The following is a 17,840-nucleotide window of genomic DNA, read 5'->3' on the forward strand; positions in this document are numbered from 1 at the left end:
GTTTCTTCTTCGAAAAATGCAAAAAACCCTTGTAGCTCTAAACTACAAGGGTTTTTTTTAATCTCTACTAAACACATCTCGCGTATATACTTTTTCTTTTACATCAACAAGGTCGTCTGATAAACGATTTGCCACGATAACATCACTAATGTTTTTAAACTCTTCGAAATTATTTACAACTCTAGAACCATTAAACGTTTCGTCTTTTAAAACCGGTTCGTAGATGACAATCTCAATTCCTTTTTCTTGTAGGCGCTCGATAACACCTTGAATGGCTGATTGTCTAAAGTTATCGGAATCCATTTTCATCGTTAATCGATAAATCCCTACTACTTTTGGATTTCTGCTAGCAATCATATCTGCAACATGTTCTTTTCTCGTACTATTCGCATCCACAATCGCTTTAATGATATCGTTAGGTACTCCTTCATAGTTAGCTAACAGTTGCTTCGTATCTTTCGGAAGACAATATCCACCGTAACCAAATGAAGGATTGTTATAATGACCACCGATACGCGGATCTAGTCCTACACCTTCAATAATTTGTTGAGCGTTCAAGCCTTTTAATTCCGCGTAAGAGTCTAGCTCATTAAAGAAGGAAACTCTCATCGCTAAATAAGTGTTCGCAAAAAGCTTAATTGCTTCAGCCTCTGTAGAGTTCGTAAACAATACAGGAACATCTTCTTTAATTGCCCCTTGAGCGAGCAAATCAGCAAAAACCTTTGCTCTTTCAGATTGCTCCCCAACAATAATGCGGGAAGGATATAAATTGTCATATAAAGCTTTTCCTTCTCTTAAAAACTCAGGAGAGAAAATAATATTTTCCGTGTTGAATTTTTCTCTTACTTGAGCAGTATAGCCAACAGGAATTGTCGACTTAATTACCATCACAGCGTTAGGGTTAATCGCTAATACATTTTGAATGACTGCTTCTACAGAGCTTGTATTAAAGTAATTTTTTTCTGTATCATAGTCTGTTGGTGTAGAAATAATAACATATTCTGCATCTTTAAAAGCTTCTTCATTATTAGTAGTTGCCTTTAAATTTAATTCTTTCGTAGCTAAAAACTCTTCAATCTCTTTATCAACAATAGGAGATTTTTTATTATTAATCATATCTACTTTTTCTTGAATAATATCTAGAGCAATGACTTCATTATGTTGCGCTAAAAGAATAGCATTCGATAAACCGACATAGCCAGTTCCAGCGACTGTTATTTTCATTTCTTTTCCCTACCTTAAAATCAAGTTTATATGTAAAAACTTTTCCTTTTTATCCTTTTTCAACATACCATATTTAGTGGCAGAAATCCAAGTTTTCAATAAAAATAAGAGTAGCAACTTCTGCTACTCTTTCAATTAACTAATTCACACAAGTAAGTGAAGTCTTTACACTTTCCTATGTATTGCTTGCAATCCAATTAGTTTTAGCTTCTTTAGCCAACATTCAACCACTTTTCTTATAAACAATAATAAAATATAGATCCGTCTTATTTTATCTCGTTTTTGAGAGATTCGATATAGCCACTCACAATGACATTTTTGCCAAATGATTGGTGCCCTTTTACATTCGCCAGCTAGTACATCTAAACTTCCTCCAACCCCGATAAACACACCGCTCTCAAAAATAGAAAAGTAAGTAGAAATCCACGTTTCTTGCTTTGGTGCACCGAGGGCAACAAAGGTTAAATCGGGCTTCAATTGACTAATTTCGTTCGCTATTTTTTCACCATCATTTTTAATAGAGAAAAAACCATGATGAGAACCGACTAATTTTATATCGGGATATTTCATTTTTATATTATGTATCGCTCGATTTAAAACAAATTCTTCTGCACCGAGCAAATAAACCTTTTTTTTCTTTCGATTGGCAAATTCTAATAAGTGTAACATTAAATCGAACCCTGTTATTCTTTCGGGAAACGATTTTTTTGTTAATATTTTTGAAGCTAATATAACTCCTATACCATCTGCTGTTACATAGGTCGCATCTTCAATACAACCCTTATATGACTTACTTTTGAACGTTTCTACCATTATTTGAGGATTACCAGTTACTACATAGGCTTTTTCTTTCTGTAATACATGCTTTTCCATTACTTTTGCAAATTCGGAAAATTTACTATTAACAAAGTCCACGTCAAAAAGCCTAATTTTATCTATCAACATGCTTTTCACCACTCTAATAGTTTAGCGTTCTTTTGTAGGGGTAACTTGTTCTTTTGCTATATTAATTTCATCAATTAAAATATTTCTTGTATGCTCCGTTCTCTTCCAAGTTTTATTATCCTTCGTAAATAAGGACCAAAAAAACAATGGTACGTATGAAAGATTAAATAGTATTAAAGATAATATTCCTTTTATTTTATTTAATCGTTTATTAGAATCTGAAATTAATGTATAGACTACATAACTGAATTGGAAAATAATCATAAATAACCAAATTTGCCATGGTAAAATTGCTTGGAACCAGGATTGAGCAAAAGCTAAATTGGATAGTAGGATGATAGCTCCGGATAAAGAATTTAATATTATACGCCCTGGGTTTACTAAGTAAATGGCACCATCTAAAGCTAAAATATCGAATTTTCGAATAAATCTCCACAATAACTTTCCAGTATATTTAAAACAAACATCCCAGTGACCGCGTGCCCACCGTAGTCGTTGAATACAAGAGGCGATAAAACTCTCAGGCTTTTCATCATAAACTCTCGCATAATGACACCATCTTGCAGGAGTTCCTTTTAACAAACATTGCATCGTAAATTCTAGATCTTCCGTTAACGATTGGGCAGTCCAACCTACCTCTGTGAAAAGCTTCGTATCAACACAAAACCCTGTTCCACCAATTGCATTACCAAGACCTAATCGTGACTTACCTAATTGCCACGCTCGGTTCATATAATAATAACTAGTCGCATAAGAAAGAGTTACCCAGTTATCATCCGGATTTTTTGAATCTAAATAACATTGAATTAATCTGTCTCCATTTAATAAATGGTTGTTCATCTCTTGTAAGTAGTTTAAAGTGACTAAATTGTCTGCATCAAAAAAGCAAATAGCATCGTATTTTTTCGTTAAATCTTTTCCAATCTGTTCTACCGCATACTTAATTCCGTACGGTTTCCCTCGTAGTTCCCCCGGTTTACTTTCATGCTCAATTACTTTTGCACCGAGACTTCTAGAAATTTCGGCGGTTTTATCGTTACAGTTATCTGCAATAACGACTACATCATATAATTTATTGGGATAATGTAAGTTTTGAAGATTTTCTACTAAATTACCAATTACTTTTTCCTCGTTATGAGCTGGAACTAAAATTAAGAAGCGCTTTTTAGGGGATTTATTTTCTAACTTTTTTGCTCTACCAAACCCGAATAGACTGATAAATAACCAGTATATCCAAAAGAATAATAATACAATTTGCAATCCATAGAAGCTTATTATGAGAATATCGTTCCAGTTAATCACAAGCATTCTTCCTTCCTATACCTATAAAGTAAAGCACATACAACATTAAGGTTGTAACAATTACTAATTTTAGGCTGCTCATAAATAGTAAAAATGGAACAACTGACATTTGCCAGCTGTTCCAACTTTATTAATTTGATACTCTTTCTTCTGCTGCATCCTTAATATGTTGCGGTACACCATCAGTTGCTAATAGTAAGAAATATGCATTATAAGCTTCTAAATATTTATTGTTAGCAAGATCGTCATCAGCTTTAGCTAAAAGTGCTGGAGCAACTCTTGCCATTACACCGTCTGCACGAGCATCTCCTTCACTATAAGCAAGACCTGTAAAGTGTACTGCGTTGTATAAGTTTCCTACTTCTTCATACCATAATGCATCACCAAGATATGCAGATTTCACAGCGAGTTTGCTTTCCGCTTCCTCTTTCACGTCTTGAGGTACACCTGTAGTTTCTACTAGTAATTGATAAGCAAATTCAGCTTCAGTAAAGTTGCCGTTAGCTAATAATTCATTTGCTTCCGCTAATAAAGCTTCAGCTACGTTCGCCATTAGCGCTTCTACACGAGCATCCCCTGCTTCAATTGCTTGTCCTGCAAAGTGTACAGCATTATAATAGTTTCCTAGCGACTCATACCAAAGTGCAATTGCAAACTCTTCAGATTTCACAGCAATTTTGCTTGCTGCTTCCTCTTTAACAGCTTGAGGAACACCTTCAGTTTCTACTAATAGCTGATAAGAATATTCAGCAGTAGTAAAGTCACCTTCTGCTAGTTGAGTATTAGCTTCATTTAGAAGTTCTACAGATACAGTTTCTAATAATGATTCTGCACGAGAATCTCCATCTAATAATGCTAATCCTGCAAAGTATACAGCATTAAAGAAGTTATTTACTGACTCATACCAAACAGCGTCGTCATAGTGTGGACTATTTGGAGCTTCAACAGTTAAATCGAGAACATGCTCAGAAGAGTTACCCGCAACATCTTCCACTGATAACGTTAATTCGTTTTCCCCAACAGGTAAACTTGGTAAAGATAAAACGAAGTTACCTTCTTGGTCTAACTCAACAGAAGCGTTATCTAGTTCTTCTCCATCAGCATCTAATAACACATATTCAACCGTTAATTGGTCATTAACGTCATAATCTAATCCTAGTACATTTTCAACAGTTGATTTGTAATCAACAAAACTATCTACTACAGTACCTAATACTTCGAACTCTTCCCCTGATTGGTATTCACCAAGATCGCCAAATTCTACTTCCGCATTAGACGTTTTAATGATTAACGGAGCCCAATCAAATGTGACACCAGCTACTGGGTTTGCACCAGTAAAATCAACAGTGTACACTCCATCTTCCGCCATTTTTTGTGCTCCATCAGCCCAATCTCTATACACACCATTAATAGTAAGTGTATAAGATCCTGCTCCTAAGCTTTCACCAGCATGGAAATATCCAACATATCCATCTCCATAGTATCCACCTTCAGGATTTTGTGCATCCCATAGTTCAATATAGTTCGTACCATGGTTATTTAATAATTGGAATGCTAATCTAGTAGTATCTAACACACCATCTCCATTTGGTGAAATAACATCACTTTCTAGGAAGTAATAACCTAATCCGTTCGGAACCTCTCCAGAAAACTCTACAGCAAATGGTAATAGTAGTTTAGAAGTAGCGCTTTGGATATGAATGTAACCTAGTAATTCGTTTCCTAAAGCACCTGCTCCAGCTGGAACATTTAATGTAACGTTTAACACTTGCTCATCAGAAAGTGTAAATGATGTTACATCTACCTCAACATTAGCAGCACTCATGTCACCTGTCCCACTTTTCGTTGTTTGAACAGTAACATTAAAGTCACTTGTTGATTCACCCATGTTTTTCACTACAACTTGCTTCGTAACAGTTTGAGCACTTTGAGCATTCGGCTCTACTTTACCGAACGTAACAGTACCCTTAACGTTTTCATGAACTTCACCTTCAAATTCCGTTTCATCATAAGCATACGCTAACGCTTCTGGGAAAGCAGCCGCTACAGGTTGGATACGTCCAGGTCCTTGAGCAAATACATCGTACTGGCTAACATTTAATTGTTTAGCAGTATTAGATATTGCTACTTTCATATCAAATGGAGTCCACTCCGGATTTACTTGTTTCAATAGCGCAGCAACACCGGCAACATGAGGTGTAGCCATACTTGTACCAGTTTTACGCCCATATGCATACTCATAATCTGCACCAGGGTAATCTTTTTCATAAGCAGGAATAGCTGCCATAATATTAGTTCCAGGTGCTACAACATCTGGTTTAATATCAAAATTTGGGTTCGTTGGACCACGAGAACTTGAACTATTGACATCGTCACCTTCTGTCATTGTCTCAGCATAATCACCGAAAGTTACTTGGCCTAACTCTGAACCAAGAGCTTCTCTTAACGCTTGTCCATCCGCAGTCGCCATATCAAATGTTGGGATGAATCCATAATCAGTGCTTAAATAAATATTGGCAGGACCAGCTCCTGCTACGTTATTGTGGATAATTGTTGCAACTGCTCCAGCATCTTTTGCTGCTGCAATTTTATCAACAAATGCAATTTCACCACGGGAAATTAGTGCTACTTTTCCTTCTACATCAATGCCTTCAAAGTCAGACGGGTTACCAACCCCAGGAATAGCTACTAAGTCATAAGTACCTGTTAACGTATCTCTCGGATCCTCTTGATACGTCCAACCGAACATTGGTAATGTATCTGTTTTACTGTATTCACCAGCTTCTACAGTTACGGAGCTACTTAAATGCATTTCAGGAACAGTAGAGTTACCTACAGAAATAGCAAACGCAGAGGAAGCCGGATTTCCAATTGTTCCACGGCCAGGTCCACTATTACCTGTTGCGATAACGGCAGTAACACCAGCTAACGTCGCATTGTTAATCGCAATTGCATCAGGTGCCGTTTCACTGTTACTGCTACCACCTAAAGAAAGGTTAATGATATCCATATCTTCTTCAACTGACTTTTCAATTGCTGCAATGATTCCAGCAGTTGCACCACTACCATATGCTCCTAATACACGGTAAGAGTATAAATCAATCTTCGGAGCTAAATGTACAATTGTACCTGCTACGTGTGTACCATGAGAAGTATAGAATGAACTACCATTTGCATTAAATTCCGGTCTATGATCTGGACGATCTAATGGAGACGTCTCATATCCATCATCGTCAGCCCGGTCACGAGCATAATCATTACCAGAATGGGGTATGAAGTTATATCCACCTCTGTATACATCAGCAAAATCAGGGTGGTAATAATCGATACCAGTATCGAGTACTGCAACCTTTACCCCTTCACCTTCATAGCCTAAATCCCAAAGCTCAGGAACTCCAAGATGTGGAGTACTATCAGTCATAAGTGCGTCTACTTTACCGTCTTTGCTTGGTGTTTCAAGTGCATATCTTTCTTCATCAAGCTCAACACTTACAACACCTTCAACACTTAAAAGTGCTTCTAATTCACTGGCTTTAACTGTCAAAGACATACCATTGAATACTTTGTTGTATGTAAAGCCTTTAGAATATTTAACTTTCTTCGTGCTTAAAGACTTTTCAAAAGCTACTTGCTGAGAAACTACTTTTTTCTCAACCGCTTTTGCTTGGGAAGCAGAAAAACTTTTCCCTTCTACTTCACTTTTTCCTTTTACTAATGCTACTGGTGGTTCAGATAGTTGCACAATTACTGAAACTTCCTCATCACCTTTTAAATTTTGTAGAGATTGATCTAAAGTTGGAGTCTGTTCTAGAAGTGATTCTTGTTGAGCAATAATTTTTTTCATTTGTAATGTTTGCTCATCAACAGTTGTTTTCTTTGTAGGAGAGTCTGTAGCAAATGCTGCTGCTGGGCTTAAAAACGTTGATAAGATTACTGTGATGATTAGTAAACTACTAAAAAACTTCTTAAAACTTCCTTTTTTCAACACGTTTCCCCCTTTTCCTATTTTACTATGCGAATATTTACCGTTTTTCCCTATTTAACCACCCCTTCCCTCAAATTTTTACATTTCGGTGGAAATGTAATGTATAAATAGTAACATATGCCTATCGTTTTAGTAAATATAATATTCTCAAAACTTAAAAGATTCAGTATACTACTCGTATACTAATATAACTTTCCGCAATAACGCTAGACAACTCTTTGTTCCAAATCGTTATACAATAATAATTTAATCTTCACATTTAGCTGTTTTCTTTAATTTTATTCTCTTACAATATTTGGAGATTAATAGGTATTAATTAACCGAAATATTGTTCGTAGTGAATGACTTTAGCTTTATGAATCCATTCTGCTTCTGGAGCTAATTTGTCGAAACTACTAAAGGTTGTCCTTTTTTTATAGTAAAGTATTCAAGAATTGCGTCTACTATACGTTCTGAAGCAAATCCATCTCCATAAGGGTTGGATGACCATGCCATTTTATTATATTCATGTGGGTCCGTTAATAGTTGTTTCGTAAGTTGATAGATATTTTCCTCCTCTACACCAGCAAGCTTTAACGTTCCTGCTTCTATTCCCTCAGGACGCTCTGTTGTGTCACGTAAAACTAAAACCGGCACTCCGAGTGAAGGAGCCTCTTCTTGTACACCACCTGAATCAGTTAAAATTAGTGTTGTTTTTGCTGCAATGTTATGAAAATCTAGGACGTCAAGCGGCTCAATTAGATGTATTCGATCATCTCCTTTTAAAAGATCATTAGCGATTTCTCTAACTACCGGATTTAAATGAACTGGGTATACAACTTGCACATCCTTATGCTCATTAACAATTCTCTTTATTGCTCTAAACATATTACGCATAGGCTCTCCTATATTTTCTCTGCGATGTGCTGTTAAAAGAATTAAACGATCGTTTCCTACTTTCTCCAATACTTCGTGTGTATACGCTTCATTCACAGTTGTTTTTAACGCATCAATCGCCGTATTACCGGTTATAAAGATATTCTTCTCATTTTTATTTTCATAAATTAAATTTAAAGCTGCTTGCTCAGTAGGTGCAAAGTGAAGATCAGCAATCACACCTGTTAATTGCCTGTTCATCTCTTCAGGAAAGGGGGACATTTTGTTCCAAGTACGAAGCCCCGCTTCAACATGACCAACGGCTACTTGATTATAAAATGCTGCAATACTTGCAACAAATGTTGTTGTCGTATCCCCATGTACTAATATTAAATTAGGCTTCACCTGCTTAATTATTTTATCTAGCCCGTGTAAAGCACTCGTAGTAACATCTACTAGCGTTTGTCTACTTTTCATAATGTTAAGATCATAATCTGGTGTAATGTTAAAAATTTGTAGTACTTGATCGAGCATATGACGATGTTGGCCTGTGACAGCAACAATTGATTGAATGTGTTGTTCGTTTTTATTTAATTCTTTAATTAGTGGTGCCATTTTTATCGCTTCCGGCCTTGTCCCAAAAACTGTCATTACTTTTATTTTTTTGTTTGTCATCTCTACCATCACCCAATCCTTTAAGTATACGATTCATCAGTTATTGTCTAAACTTTCTAAAAAATCTTAAAGTTGGGACTATTATACCATAAGCAATTGTTAACTGGTAGGGAATGTATAATAGAAATTTGTTTTCATTTATATCTTTTCTTGTTATTTTGTATCGCCCCTCTCCCACACCTATTAAAAGCAATATACCCTTTGAAACTATAGAAAAAAGAGGATCGGAGCTTATTATTCCGTCCTCTACTTCATTTATTTTATGAGATTTTCCTTCTAAAGTTCGAATCATTACTTATTCATTAATCTTTTTTTCAGCTGAAACTATTACCTCATCAATCACACGCTGTACACTTAAACCACTAGTGAAAGTTGCAAGCTCTCTATCTTTTCTACCTAATATATGGTCTACCCATTTCCACACTTCGTTACGGTTAGTAATTCGCCAAGGACGGAATTTTTCCTCACTCGGCTTTTCGTCCCATTTAAGTGGCGTCGCTCCTTCTAGACTAATCTCTCTCCACTCTTCACCCTTCATAGCGTACCGTAATGATGTACCGAGCTCACACGTTAATAAGTGGATACTTCCTTTACTTCCATATAACTTAATGTCAATAGTCTGATGCTTATTTCCTTGTGGTGCTACCCAACTTGTATAAAAGGATGCTCTTACAAGATTGGAAAAGTGAGCCGTAAAAGATACAGAGTCTGCCGCTTGGTCCTTTGATTGCTTTTTACTTACATTTACTAACCTATCATCTTCCATAAATGATAACGATCCGTGTACAGTTATAATTTCATCCTGCAGTATATATTGAGCCACATCAATTAAATGAGAACCTAAATCTTGCAGGACACCTCCTATGCCACCTGTCGAGATAGTACCACGCCATCCAGGAGGGCCATTTAATCCATAATCACCTGTATATTCAAAAAAAGCTTCGTGAATATTGCCTATTAAACCGTCCTTTATAAGCTCCAACAATTTTTGAATACCTGGATGCTCTCGATATGTGAAATTAATCGCATGGACAACCGAGCTAGCACGAGCCGCTTTCTCCATCTCTTCCGCTTCTACAGCATTAAGTGCCAACGGCTTTTCACAAATGACATGAAGTCCCTTTTCTATAGCGGCCAATGTAATATCTTTATGAGAATCGTTAGGAGTGACAATACACACACCATCTAAGTTCTCCTTTTCAAACATCTCCTTATAATCGATATACACATTTTCTATATTGTATTTCTCTGCCAACCGTTTGGCACTTTCTCCGGTTCTACTACAAATCGCTGATAACGTAACGTCAGGATGCATTTGAAGTACTGGCAAATACCATAAATCAGCAAACCAGCTTGCACCTACAACACCAATTTTTAGTTTACTCAAACTTTTACACCTCCTCGATTACAACTAATTTACCTGTCTTCGCGGATTGAATAACACCTTCCATCACCTTTTGGTTCTCATACCCATCTTCAAAGTTAGGTATATATTTCAACGATTTCCCTTCAACATATTCGATAAAATCTTGTAATTGATTTAAATAAAATGCTTCAGGAACTTTCACCGTTTCAAACGGTGCATCTAAATTACCCTCCGATTTAATACACACTTGCACATCATCGGGTTGTTCACAACAAACTTTCACCGTTCCTTTATCCCCATAAATAGCCACTTCCAATTGGTTACCAGCTCCTATCGCATTTCTTGACGTGACAAACGTCCCCATCACACCGTTAGGGAAAGTTGCTTGAAAACTAGTAAAATCATCAACATCCACTTGTTGCATTCCGCCTTCTGTTTTTCGTTCCTCTACAAATGTCGTCATCATCCCAGCAACTGCCTTAAATTCACCAACAAAGTATCTTGCACTATCAATCATATGAGAACCTAAATCACCTAAAGCACCTGTCCCTGACATTTCTTTACTAAAGCGCCAATTAAACGGTACATTAAATAGCGGTGACCCCCATTGTTGTAAATAGTTCACAGAAATGTGTCGTAGTTTTCCTAACTTCTCCTCTTCTAATAGTTGCTTCACATAACGGAATGACGGAATATAGCGATACGAAAATCCAACCATACAAGGAATAGGGTTCTTTTCAAACAATTTTTTTAATTCAGCTGCTTCTTCAAACGTTACTGTAAAAGGCTTTTCCGTCATTATTGGCTTTCCGTATTGAATACAAAGTTTAATAATCCCAGCATGATATTTATTTGGAACAATCGATATGACAGCATCAACTTCTCCATTCCCAATAAGAGATTCATAGTCTGTAAATCTATTTTCCACCTTCACGTCGTACTTGTCCCCAATTGTATGTAGTGCTTCCTCATTAACATCACAAAGTGCAGAAATAACAACTCCTTGTAGCTCTGAAAGTAAACGAAGATGATGATTCGCCATTCCACCTAAACCGATTAACCCTATTTTCGTTTCACTCATAATAAAATTCCCCTTTCAATCTGTTATGATAACGTTTACAAAAATTGTTGATTATTTTTATAAAAATGTGGGCCGAGGTGCATGTCCCCGTCCCACAATATTCATTATTTCAGTAAATATACTCTCGTTTCGTAAGCTCTTAACGTCATATTATTTATATTTTCATTTCCATTTTCTTCATAATTACTAATTAACAACTCTGCATTATCAAAAGAGTAATTACCATTAAATACAGCCTCATCCCCATAGAAATTACATACAACTAATAGCTTTTCATCACCTAACGTACGAGTGTACGCGTATATCGCTTCATGCTCTTCCGCCACAAGGTCGTAAGTACCATAAACAATAATGTCATGCTCTTTACGAAGTTTAATTAGTTTTTGGTAATAATAGAAGATAGAATTTGAATCCGCTAACGCTTGTTTTGCATTAATTTGTTCGAAATTCGGGTTTACTTTTATCCACGGAGTACCAGTTGTGAATCCTCCATTCGGGCTTTCATCCCACTGCATCGGTGTTCTCGCATTATCTCGACCTTTCACATAAATGGACTCCATCACCTTTTGATGGTCCTCGCCACCTTCTGTAACCTTTTCACGATACATGTTATGAATTTCAAGGTCGTTGTACTCTTCAATTGCCTCGAAGCGTACGTTCGTCATCCCGATTTCTTCCCCTTGGTAAATGTAAGGAGTACCTTGCATCATATGAAGGAAAGTTCCTAACATTTTTGCAGACTCGACACGGTATTCTTTATCATTTCCAAAGCGAGATACCATTCTTGGCTGGTCATGATTGTTTAAGTAAAGACTGTTCCAGCCTTTTCCTTCTAACCCTTTTTGCCACTTCGTCATAACATCCTTTAAGTCCTTTAACTCCCATGGCTTTACATCCCATTTTCCACCAGGTCCAGAATCGATATCCATATGCTCAAACGTAAATATCATATTTAATTCCGTTTGTTCCTTATTCGCATACTGTGCTGCATCCTCTGTAGAAGCTCCTGGACACTCACCAACTGTAATAATGTCATATTTAGAAAGAACTTCTCTGTTCATTTCTTGTAAATATTCATGAACGCGAGGACCATTCATGAAATAATCTCCTCCCCAGTCATAGCGTTTACCTGATGGTGTGCTAGGTAAGCCATCTACTTTCGAAATAAGATTAATAACATCCATCCGGAAGCCGTCGATTCCTTTATCTAACCACCAAGTCATCATGTCATAAATCTCTTGTCTTACTTTTCGATTTTCCCAGTTTAAATCAGGCTGTTTTTTACTGAATAAATGTAAGAAATACTCGTCTGTCTCTTCATCTTTTTGCCATGCTGAGCCACTAAAGAATGATGTCCAGTTATTCGGCTCTAAACCATCTTCTTTACCAGGACGCCATACATAATAATCACGGTATGGATTATCTTTTGACTTACGCGATTCTACAAACCATTTATGTTCATCGGAAGTATGGTTTACTACTAAGTCCATCATTAGCTTCATTCCACGACTATGCAACCCAGCAAGTAGGTCTTCCCAATCTTTCATTGTTCCGAACTCATCCATTATCGCTTGATAGTCACTAATATCGTAACCGTTATCATCATTAGGAGATTCATATACAGGTGATAACCAAATAACGTCTACTCCTAACTCATGTAAATAATCAAGCTTAGACGTCATTCCTTTTAAATCACCTATTCCGTCACCGTTACTATCCATAAAGCTACGAGGATAAATTTGATAAACGACACTTTCTTTCCACCATTTCTTTTCCATATCTGTCACGCTTCCTCTCCCGTTAGTATTTGATCTATCTTTTCCGCTGCTTCACGCAGTCCTTCTTCGACTGTCATACTTCTTGATAATATTAATCTCATATATTGGGTATACATTTCGTCTACTTTACTCCATTGTGCTAATGGAGGTCGTAAAAATGCGTACTCTAAACTTTCCACATATGTCTGTAAATATGGGTATTCTTCATAATAGGCGGTAACTTCCACATTTTTATTTGTTGGAATTAATCCTTTTTCTAACAGTAATCGTTGCGGTGTTTCAGTTGTCATCCACTTTACAAACGACCAAGAGGCTTCCAAATGGTTTGTTGCTTTTGAAATAACTAAGTTTTCTCCTCCAAGCACAGATCCTCTTCCTTCCGTCACTGGAAAAGGTGCAAAAACTGTCTGCTTATACAACTGTTCCACTACTTCTGTTGGACGTATACTATAGAACCAATGTCCTTCATCAATAAGCGCATAACTACCATCAACCACACCTTCCCACGTCGACGGATTACCTGTTAACAATCCTCGAGGAAGTTGACCATTCTCATACATATTTAATAATTTCTGAACCGCTTCGATACTTTGTTCGCTATCTAAAAAACCTGTTGCTTTTTCATTTTTTCCATCCAACAATTCGCCACCTAAAGCGTAAAAATAGGCTAGACTTTCCCAGCCAGTAATACCATTCATACCAATGGTATAGTCGTGTTCCTCCACCATTTGAATTAAATCATCCATCTTTTTTGGTGGAGTATCATAGCCAGCACGCTTTAGTAGTTCTTGATTATATATAGCTATTTTTGTATTTGTATTTAATGGGACACCATAATACTCTCCTTTGTAAAAATTGGACTGTAATGGCACATCAAAAAATAACTGTCGAATCTTGGTAAAGTCATCAAATCTACTTACTGGATATATTAAGTTAAGTTCTGCAAATGTTGGTATCCACGCGATGTCCATTCGAATAACATCTGGTGGTTTATTCGCCGATGCTCTAGAAATAAGCGCAGACTTTAACTGATCATTATGTGATTGCCGAACTGGTTTCACAGAAATAGTAGGGTGTTCTTCTTCAAAAAGTGGAATAAGGACGTTTTCAAACACTTGCGTTTCTTCTTCGTTGTACGTATGCCAAATAACCAACTCGATATTTTCCTCTGGGGTTTCAATAGGTGTACTGCCATTATTAATGATGTTTAAGTTTCGACAACTTCCTAACAATAATAAGCTAACGAAGAGAAAACTGAAGATTATACTTTTACGAACCATATTCACTCACCTCCACTATTTTTGTTGTTCTGTTCGGTAATCACCTGGAGAAAGACCAGTTGTTTTTTTAAACAGCTTGCTAAAGTACTTAACATCTCCAAATCCAGATTGCTCTGCTACTTCATATACTTTCAAGGAGGAATGCTCTAGCAACTCCTTTGCCTTTTTTATTCGTAAGTCAATCACATAATCAATAAAATTTTGATTTAAAAAACGTTTAAATAAAATACTAAAGTAATTACGACTAATATGAATATGGTCTGCTATCTTTTGCAAGGTTAACTCGTCCGTATAGTTACGGTGAATATATTCAAGCGCACTGTCAATTAGCTCATTATCTCCATACAACTTATCACCTTTATTAGCAACGATTGTTTCACATTCTTCCAACTGTTGTAAAAGTGCGTTATGAAGCTCTTGCATCGTTTCTGTTTTCTTTAAGATTGAGCATTTTTCTAGCAATAAGGTTACATCTATTTTATCTACAAATAAATGAGTGATGATGTCACAAGCCTCATCCTTCATCTCAGTAGGATCTACCTCTTCTAACGCTCGCTTTTGAAAATGTTCTGTTAAAAACTCCGTTACCTTTTGTTTGTCATACGGTAAAAGAAACTGCTTTAATTGCTCTCCTTTTAATCTTTTTACTTGTCCATATTCAAGAGGCAAGTATGGAAACACATCTTCTTCAGCATGAAAAAACCTTCTACTACACGCTTCTTCACTTCGATGAAAACTTTCTGGTAATTCCTTGAAATTAGAAGCGATATCATAACCGATAGTAAAAGGAATATCAGTTTGAGCTTGAAGCCAACCTTTCAGCTTTTGTGGCTCATCCTTATCATTACGAATAACGACAACTAAGTCTGTCTCATTTATATGGATACAAATACATTCCTCGTACTGTAAATAAAACTGTTCTTGAAGCTCATCTAACATAAATGATATATATAATTTTCCCTTTTGATCCATCACTCTATTAAGATTAAACATTTTCAAATATATAACCATTATCGGTGATTGTAAGCTGTTAAAGCCTTCATACGAAAATTCCAACTTATTATGCTTTATCAAAATACGCTTTAGTTGCTGTTCTAATTTGTAGCGGTTTTTTATTGCTACTGTTTCATCTACTAAATGTAACTTTTCTTCAATTACTTGCTCTTTCTTCATTAATTCCACGCATTTTTGAATGAGTTGTAAAAATTCCTCTGGCTCCAAAGTTGGCTTTAATACATAGTCTACAGCGCCGTGTTTTAACCCTTCCCGAACGTACTCAAAGTCATTATAACTACTAACTAACACGACTTTTACATTCGGATTTCGCTTTAACGCTTCTCGCATTAATGTTAAACCGTCCATAATAGGCATTTTTATATCCGTAATTAAAAGGTCTACTTGCTGATTTTCCATCGCTTCAAGTGCTTTTTCTCCATTCGGAAAATCACCTATTAATTTTAGACCCTCTTCTTCCCAATTTATTGACGCCTTTAAACCGAAGCGAATAACTGGTTCATCATCCACGATCATTGCGTTAAACATATGTTCCACCTCTACCTTTTTGTTTAAGGATAAGCTTTACAACTGTTCCGTTTTCGTTACTATCAATTTCTACTTTTGAGCCAGGTCCGTAATATAAGTTTACTGAATCGTACACGTGCGTAAGTCCAATTCCAAGAAACGAATTCGGTGATTGATCCTTAATTTTTTCTAATGCTTCTTTCTTAACTCCAATACCGTTATCACAGATATCTAATACAATTCCACCATCTAGTTTCTTTCCTGTAATTCGAATTGTACCGTCTTTTCCTGTTGGGACAAAGCCGTGGAAAATAGCATTTTCTACTATGGGCTGAATAAGCATTTGTGGAATTAGGAAATCCTCCACTTCATCTGCAATGTTTAGCTCTAAATAAAATTTCTGTTCATAACGTATTTGCATGATTGCCATAAACTTCTCTACTATATTTAATTCTTCATTTACCGTGACGAAGGTTCCCTTTTTCCCCATATTTGCTTCTAAAAGTCTTATTAAGGCAGACATTGCTGTGTTTGCTTTTTCCTTTTGATTAAGTTGAATTAACCAACGGATTGTACTAAGAGTATTAAATAAGAAATGTGGGTTAATTCGATGCTTAATTGCACGCAGCTCCGCTTTTTGTTTTTGACTTTCCACTTCTTTTACTTGCTCTAACAGTTTTTCGACTTGATTAATCATTCGATTAAATTGCAGGCTCATGAGACCTATTTCGTCAGTTGAAGCAACTTTCGTTCGTACGTTAAAGTTCCCTTCTCCTACTCGCTTCATTTGCTGTGTTAACAGTCTAATTGGCTCTGTTACTCGATGGGCTGCAACTAAACCAATTATAATCGCGACAATCGTAAAGATCGTTGTCGAAAAGAGCGTTATCATTTGAACATTACTTAGTTCGCCTGTAATTTCTTTAATAGGAACAATACCAATGACTGTCCATCCGTTACTCATTGGTTGTTTTACACCATAATAAGGAGTTCCTTCATGTGTAAATTCAAATTCAATCAAACGTTTGTTTTGTATATATTGAAAGAGCTCATCATTTTTGACTGGGCGGTTGATGTTTTCTAAAACCGAATCCACCATAACCTCTCCTTTTTCATCCACCACAAAAAAACGTCCAGTCTTACCCAGTTTTATTTGATCAATTTTCTCTAATATTACTCTGCCGTCTAAACCGACTTGTATATATCCGATATTTTGTAAGTTATTAAAGTTCTTCAACACTCTACTAAGAGTGACAACTAGTTCTGTATTTTGACCAGCACCACTCAATTGATCATATTGAAGCCCTTCCCAAACTAATTGACCGTCTTTCACAACTGACTCTCTTACCCAATCTTGTTGAGCTAAATTATATTGTGTAAGCTTATAAGCGGAAAATGTACCACTTCCCCAGCTAGTTCCATCTTCCTTCAATACATAAATCGTTCGAACAAATGAACTTGAATATACATGTGAATTTAATAGCGTATTCATATATTCATTATTGCTTCCTCTTTCGGAGAACGATAACTTTTCAGCCGTATCTTCGACGACTATTTCCTGTAGTCGTTCATTACTATAGAGTAAATCTGAAGTATCGCTACCTAAGGAGAAAATAAACGAAAGAGAATCAGCTGCTTGTCTTGCAATTTGCAGTGATGATTCTCTAACATTATTCTTTACAACGTTCGAAGCAGATTGATAGTAAAAGTAGCTATTAAAAATAGTTGAGATGAAGATAACGAGTAAAAGGGCAAAAACTACTTTTGTTGCAAATCGGTTTTTTATCATTCTTCGTAACATCATCTCAACCCTCTTTTACAAAACACT

At 36.2% G+C, this 17,840-nt stretch carries 11 protein-coding genes; all 11 read right to left on the minus strand.

What is annotated here, in order from left to right:
* Positions 1 to 57: 57 nt before the first annotated feature.
* Positions 58 to 1,224 carry a nucleotide sugar dehydrogenase gene (locus BC6307_RS20190; protein ID WP_066415502.1) on the minus strand — a complete coding sequence of 389 codons (1,167 nt, stop codon included), beginning with the start codon at positions 1,222 to 1,224 and terminating at the stop codon, positions 58 to 60.
* Positions 1,225 to 1,389: 165 nt separating this feature from the next.
* The gene (locus tag BC6307_RS20195; protein ID WP_066415500.1) at positions 1,390 to 2,169 is read right to left on the minus strand and encodes a WecB/TagA/CpsF family glycosyltransferase; all 780 of its coding nucleotides are present in this window, start codon (positions 2,167 to 2,169) and stop codon (positions 1,390 to 1,392) included.
* Positions 2,170 to 2,190: 21 nt separating this feature from the next.
* Positions 2,191 to 3,471, minus strand: coding sequence for a glycosyltransferase family 2 protein (locus BC6307_RS20200; protein WP_157729294.1), 1,281 nt, complete (start codon positions 3,469 to 3,471; stop codon positions 2,191 to 2,193).
* Positions 3,472 to 3,601: 130 nt separating this feature from the next.
* A complete protein-coding gene (locus BC6307_RS20205; RefSeq protein ID WP_066415496.1) occupies positions 3,602 to 7,456 on the minus strand; it encodes a S8 family serine peptidase in 3,855 nt (1,284 codons plus the stop codon).
* 378 nt (positions 7,457 to 7,834) lie between these two features.
* Positions 7,835 to 8,986: a non-hydrolyzing UDP-N-acetylglucosamine 2-epimerase gene (gene wecB / locus BC6307_RS20210; RefSeq protein ID WP_066415494.1), complete on the minus strand. Its 1,152-nt coding sequence runs from the start codon at positions 8,984 to 8,986 to the stop codon at positions 7,835 to 7,837.
* A 295-nt stretch (positions 8,987 to 9,281) separates the two neighbouring features.
* Positions 9,282 to 10,373, minus strand: a complete 1,092-nt coding sequence (locus tag BC6307_RS20215; protein WP_066415492.1) for a Gfo/Idh/MocA family protein — start codon at positions 10,371 to 10,373, stop codon at positions 9,282 to 9,284.
* A gap of 4 nt (positions 10,374 to 10,377) precedes the next feature.
* Positions 10,378 to 11,433 carry a Gfo/Idh/MocA family protein gene (locus BC6307_RS20220; protein WP_066415490.1) on the minus strand — a complete coding sequence of 352 codons (1,056 nt, stop codon included), beginning with the start codon at positions 11,431 to 11,433 and terminating at the stop codon, positions 10,378 to 10,380.
* A 104-nt stretch (positions 11,434 to 11,537) separates the two neighbouring features.
* On the minus strand, positions 11,538 to 13,211 hold the full coding sequence (locus BC6307_RS20225) for a glycoside hydrolase family 13 protein (protein WP_066415520.1): 1,674 nt from the start codon (positions 13,209 to 13,211) through the stop codon (positions 11,538 to 11,540).
* A gap of 5 nt (positions 13,212 to 13,216) precedes the next feature.
* Positions 13,217 to 14,491 (minus strand): extracellular solute-binding protein, encoded by a 1,275-nt coding sequence (locus tag BC6307_RS20230; RefSeq protein WP_066415488.1) that lies wholly within the window; start codon positions 14,489 to 14,491, stop codon positions 13,217 to 13,219.
* A 15-nt stretch (positions 14,492 to 14,506) separates the two neighbouring features.
* Positions 14,507 to 16,033: a response regulator gene (locus tag BC6307_RS20235; protein ID WP_066415486.1), complete on the minus strand. Its 1,527-nt coding sequence runs from the start codon at positions 16,031 to 16,033 to the stop codon at positions 14,507 to 14,509.
* Complete coding sequence (locus tag BC6307_RS20240) at positions 16,026 to 17,816, minus strand: sensor histidine kinase (RefSeq protein ID WP_084380391.1); 1,791 nt, start codon at positions 17,814 to 17,816, stop codon at positions 16,026 to 16,028. Before BC6307_RS20240 ends, BC6307_RS20235 begins: the two co-directional genes overlap by 8 nt.
* Positions 17,817 to 17,840: the final 24 nt, after the last annotated feature.

Source organism: Sutcliffiella cohnii (assembly GCF_002250055.1).
In the GTDB taxonomy this organism is placed as follows: domain Bacteria; phylum Bacillota; class Bacilli; order Bacillales; family Bacillaceae_I; genus Sutcliffiella; species Sutcliffiella cohnii.

Coding starts and splice junctions, on each gene's coding strand:
- BC6307_RS20190 (WP_066415502.1), bottom strand. CDS start 1,224: ATGAAAATAACAGTCGCTGGAACTGGCTATGTCGGTTTATCGAATGCT.
- BC6307_RS20195 (WP_066415500.1), bottom strand. CDS start 2,169: ATGTTGATAGATAAAATTAGGCTTTTTGACGTGGACTTTGTTAATAGT.
- wecB (WP_066415494.1), bottom strand. CDS start 8,986: ATGACAAACAAAAAAATAAAAGTAATGACAGTTTTTGGGACAAGGCCG.
- BC6307_RS20220 (WP_066415490.1), bottom strand. CDS start 11,433: ATGAGTGAAACGAAAATAGGGTTAATCGGTTTAGGTGGAATGGCGAAT.
- BC6307_RS20225 (WP_066415520.1), bottom strand. CDS start 13,211: ATGGAAAAGAAATGGTGGAAAGAAAGTGTCGTTTATCAAATTTATCCT.
- BC6307_RS20230 (WP_066415488.1), bottom strand. CDS start 14,491: ATGGTTCGTAAAAGTATAATCTTCAGTTTTCTCTTCGTTAGCTTATTA.
- BC6307_RS20235 (WP_066415486.1), bottom strand. CDS start 16,033: ATGTTTAACGCAATGATCGTGGATGATGAACCAGTTATTCGCTTCGGT.
- BC6307_RS20240 (WP_084380391.1), bottom strand. CDS start 17,816: ATGATGTTACGAAGAATGATAAAAAACCGATTTGCAACAAAAGTAGTT.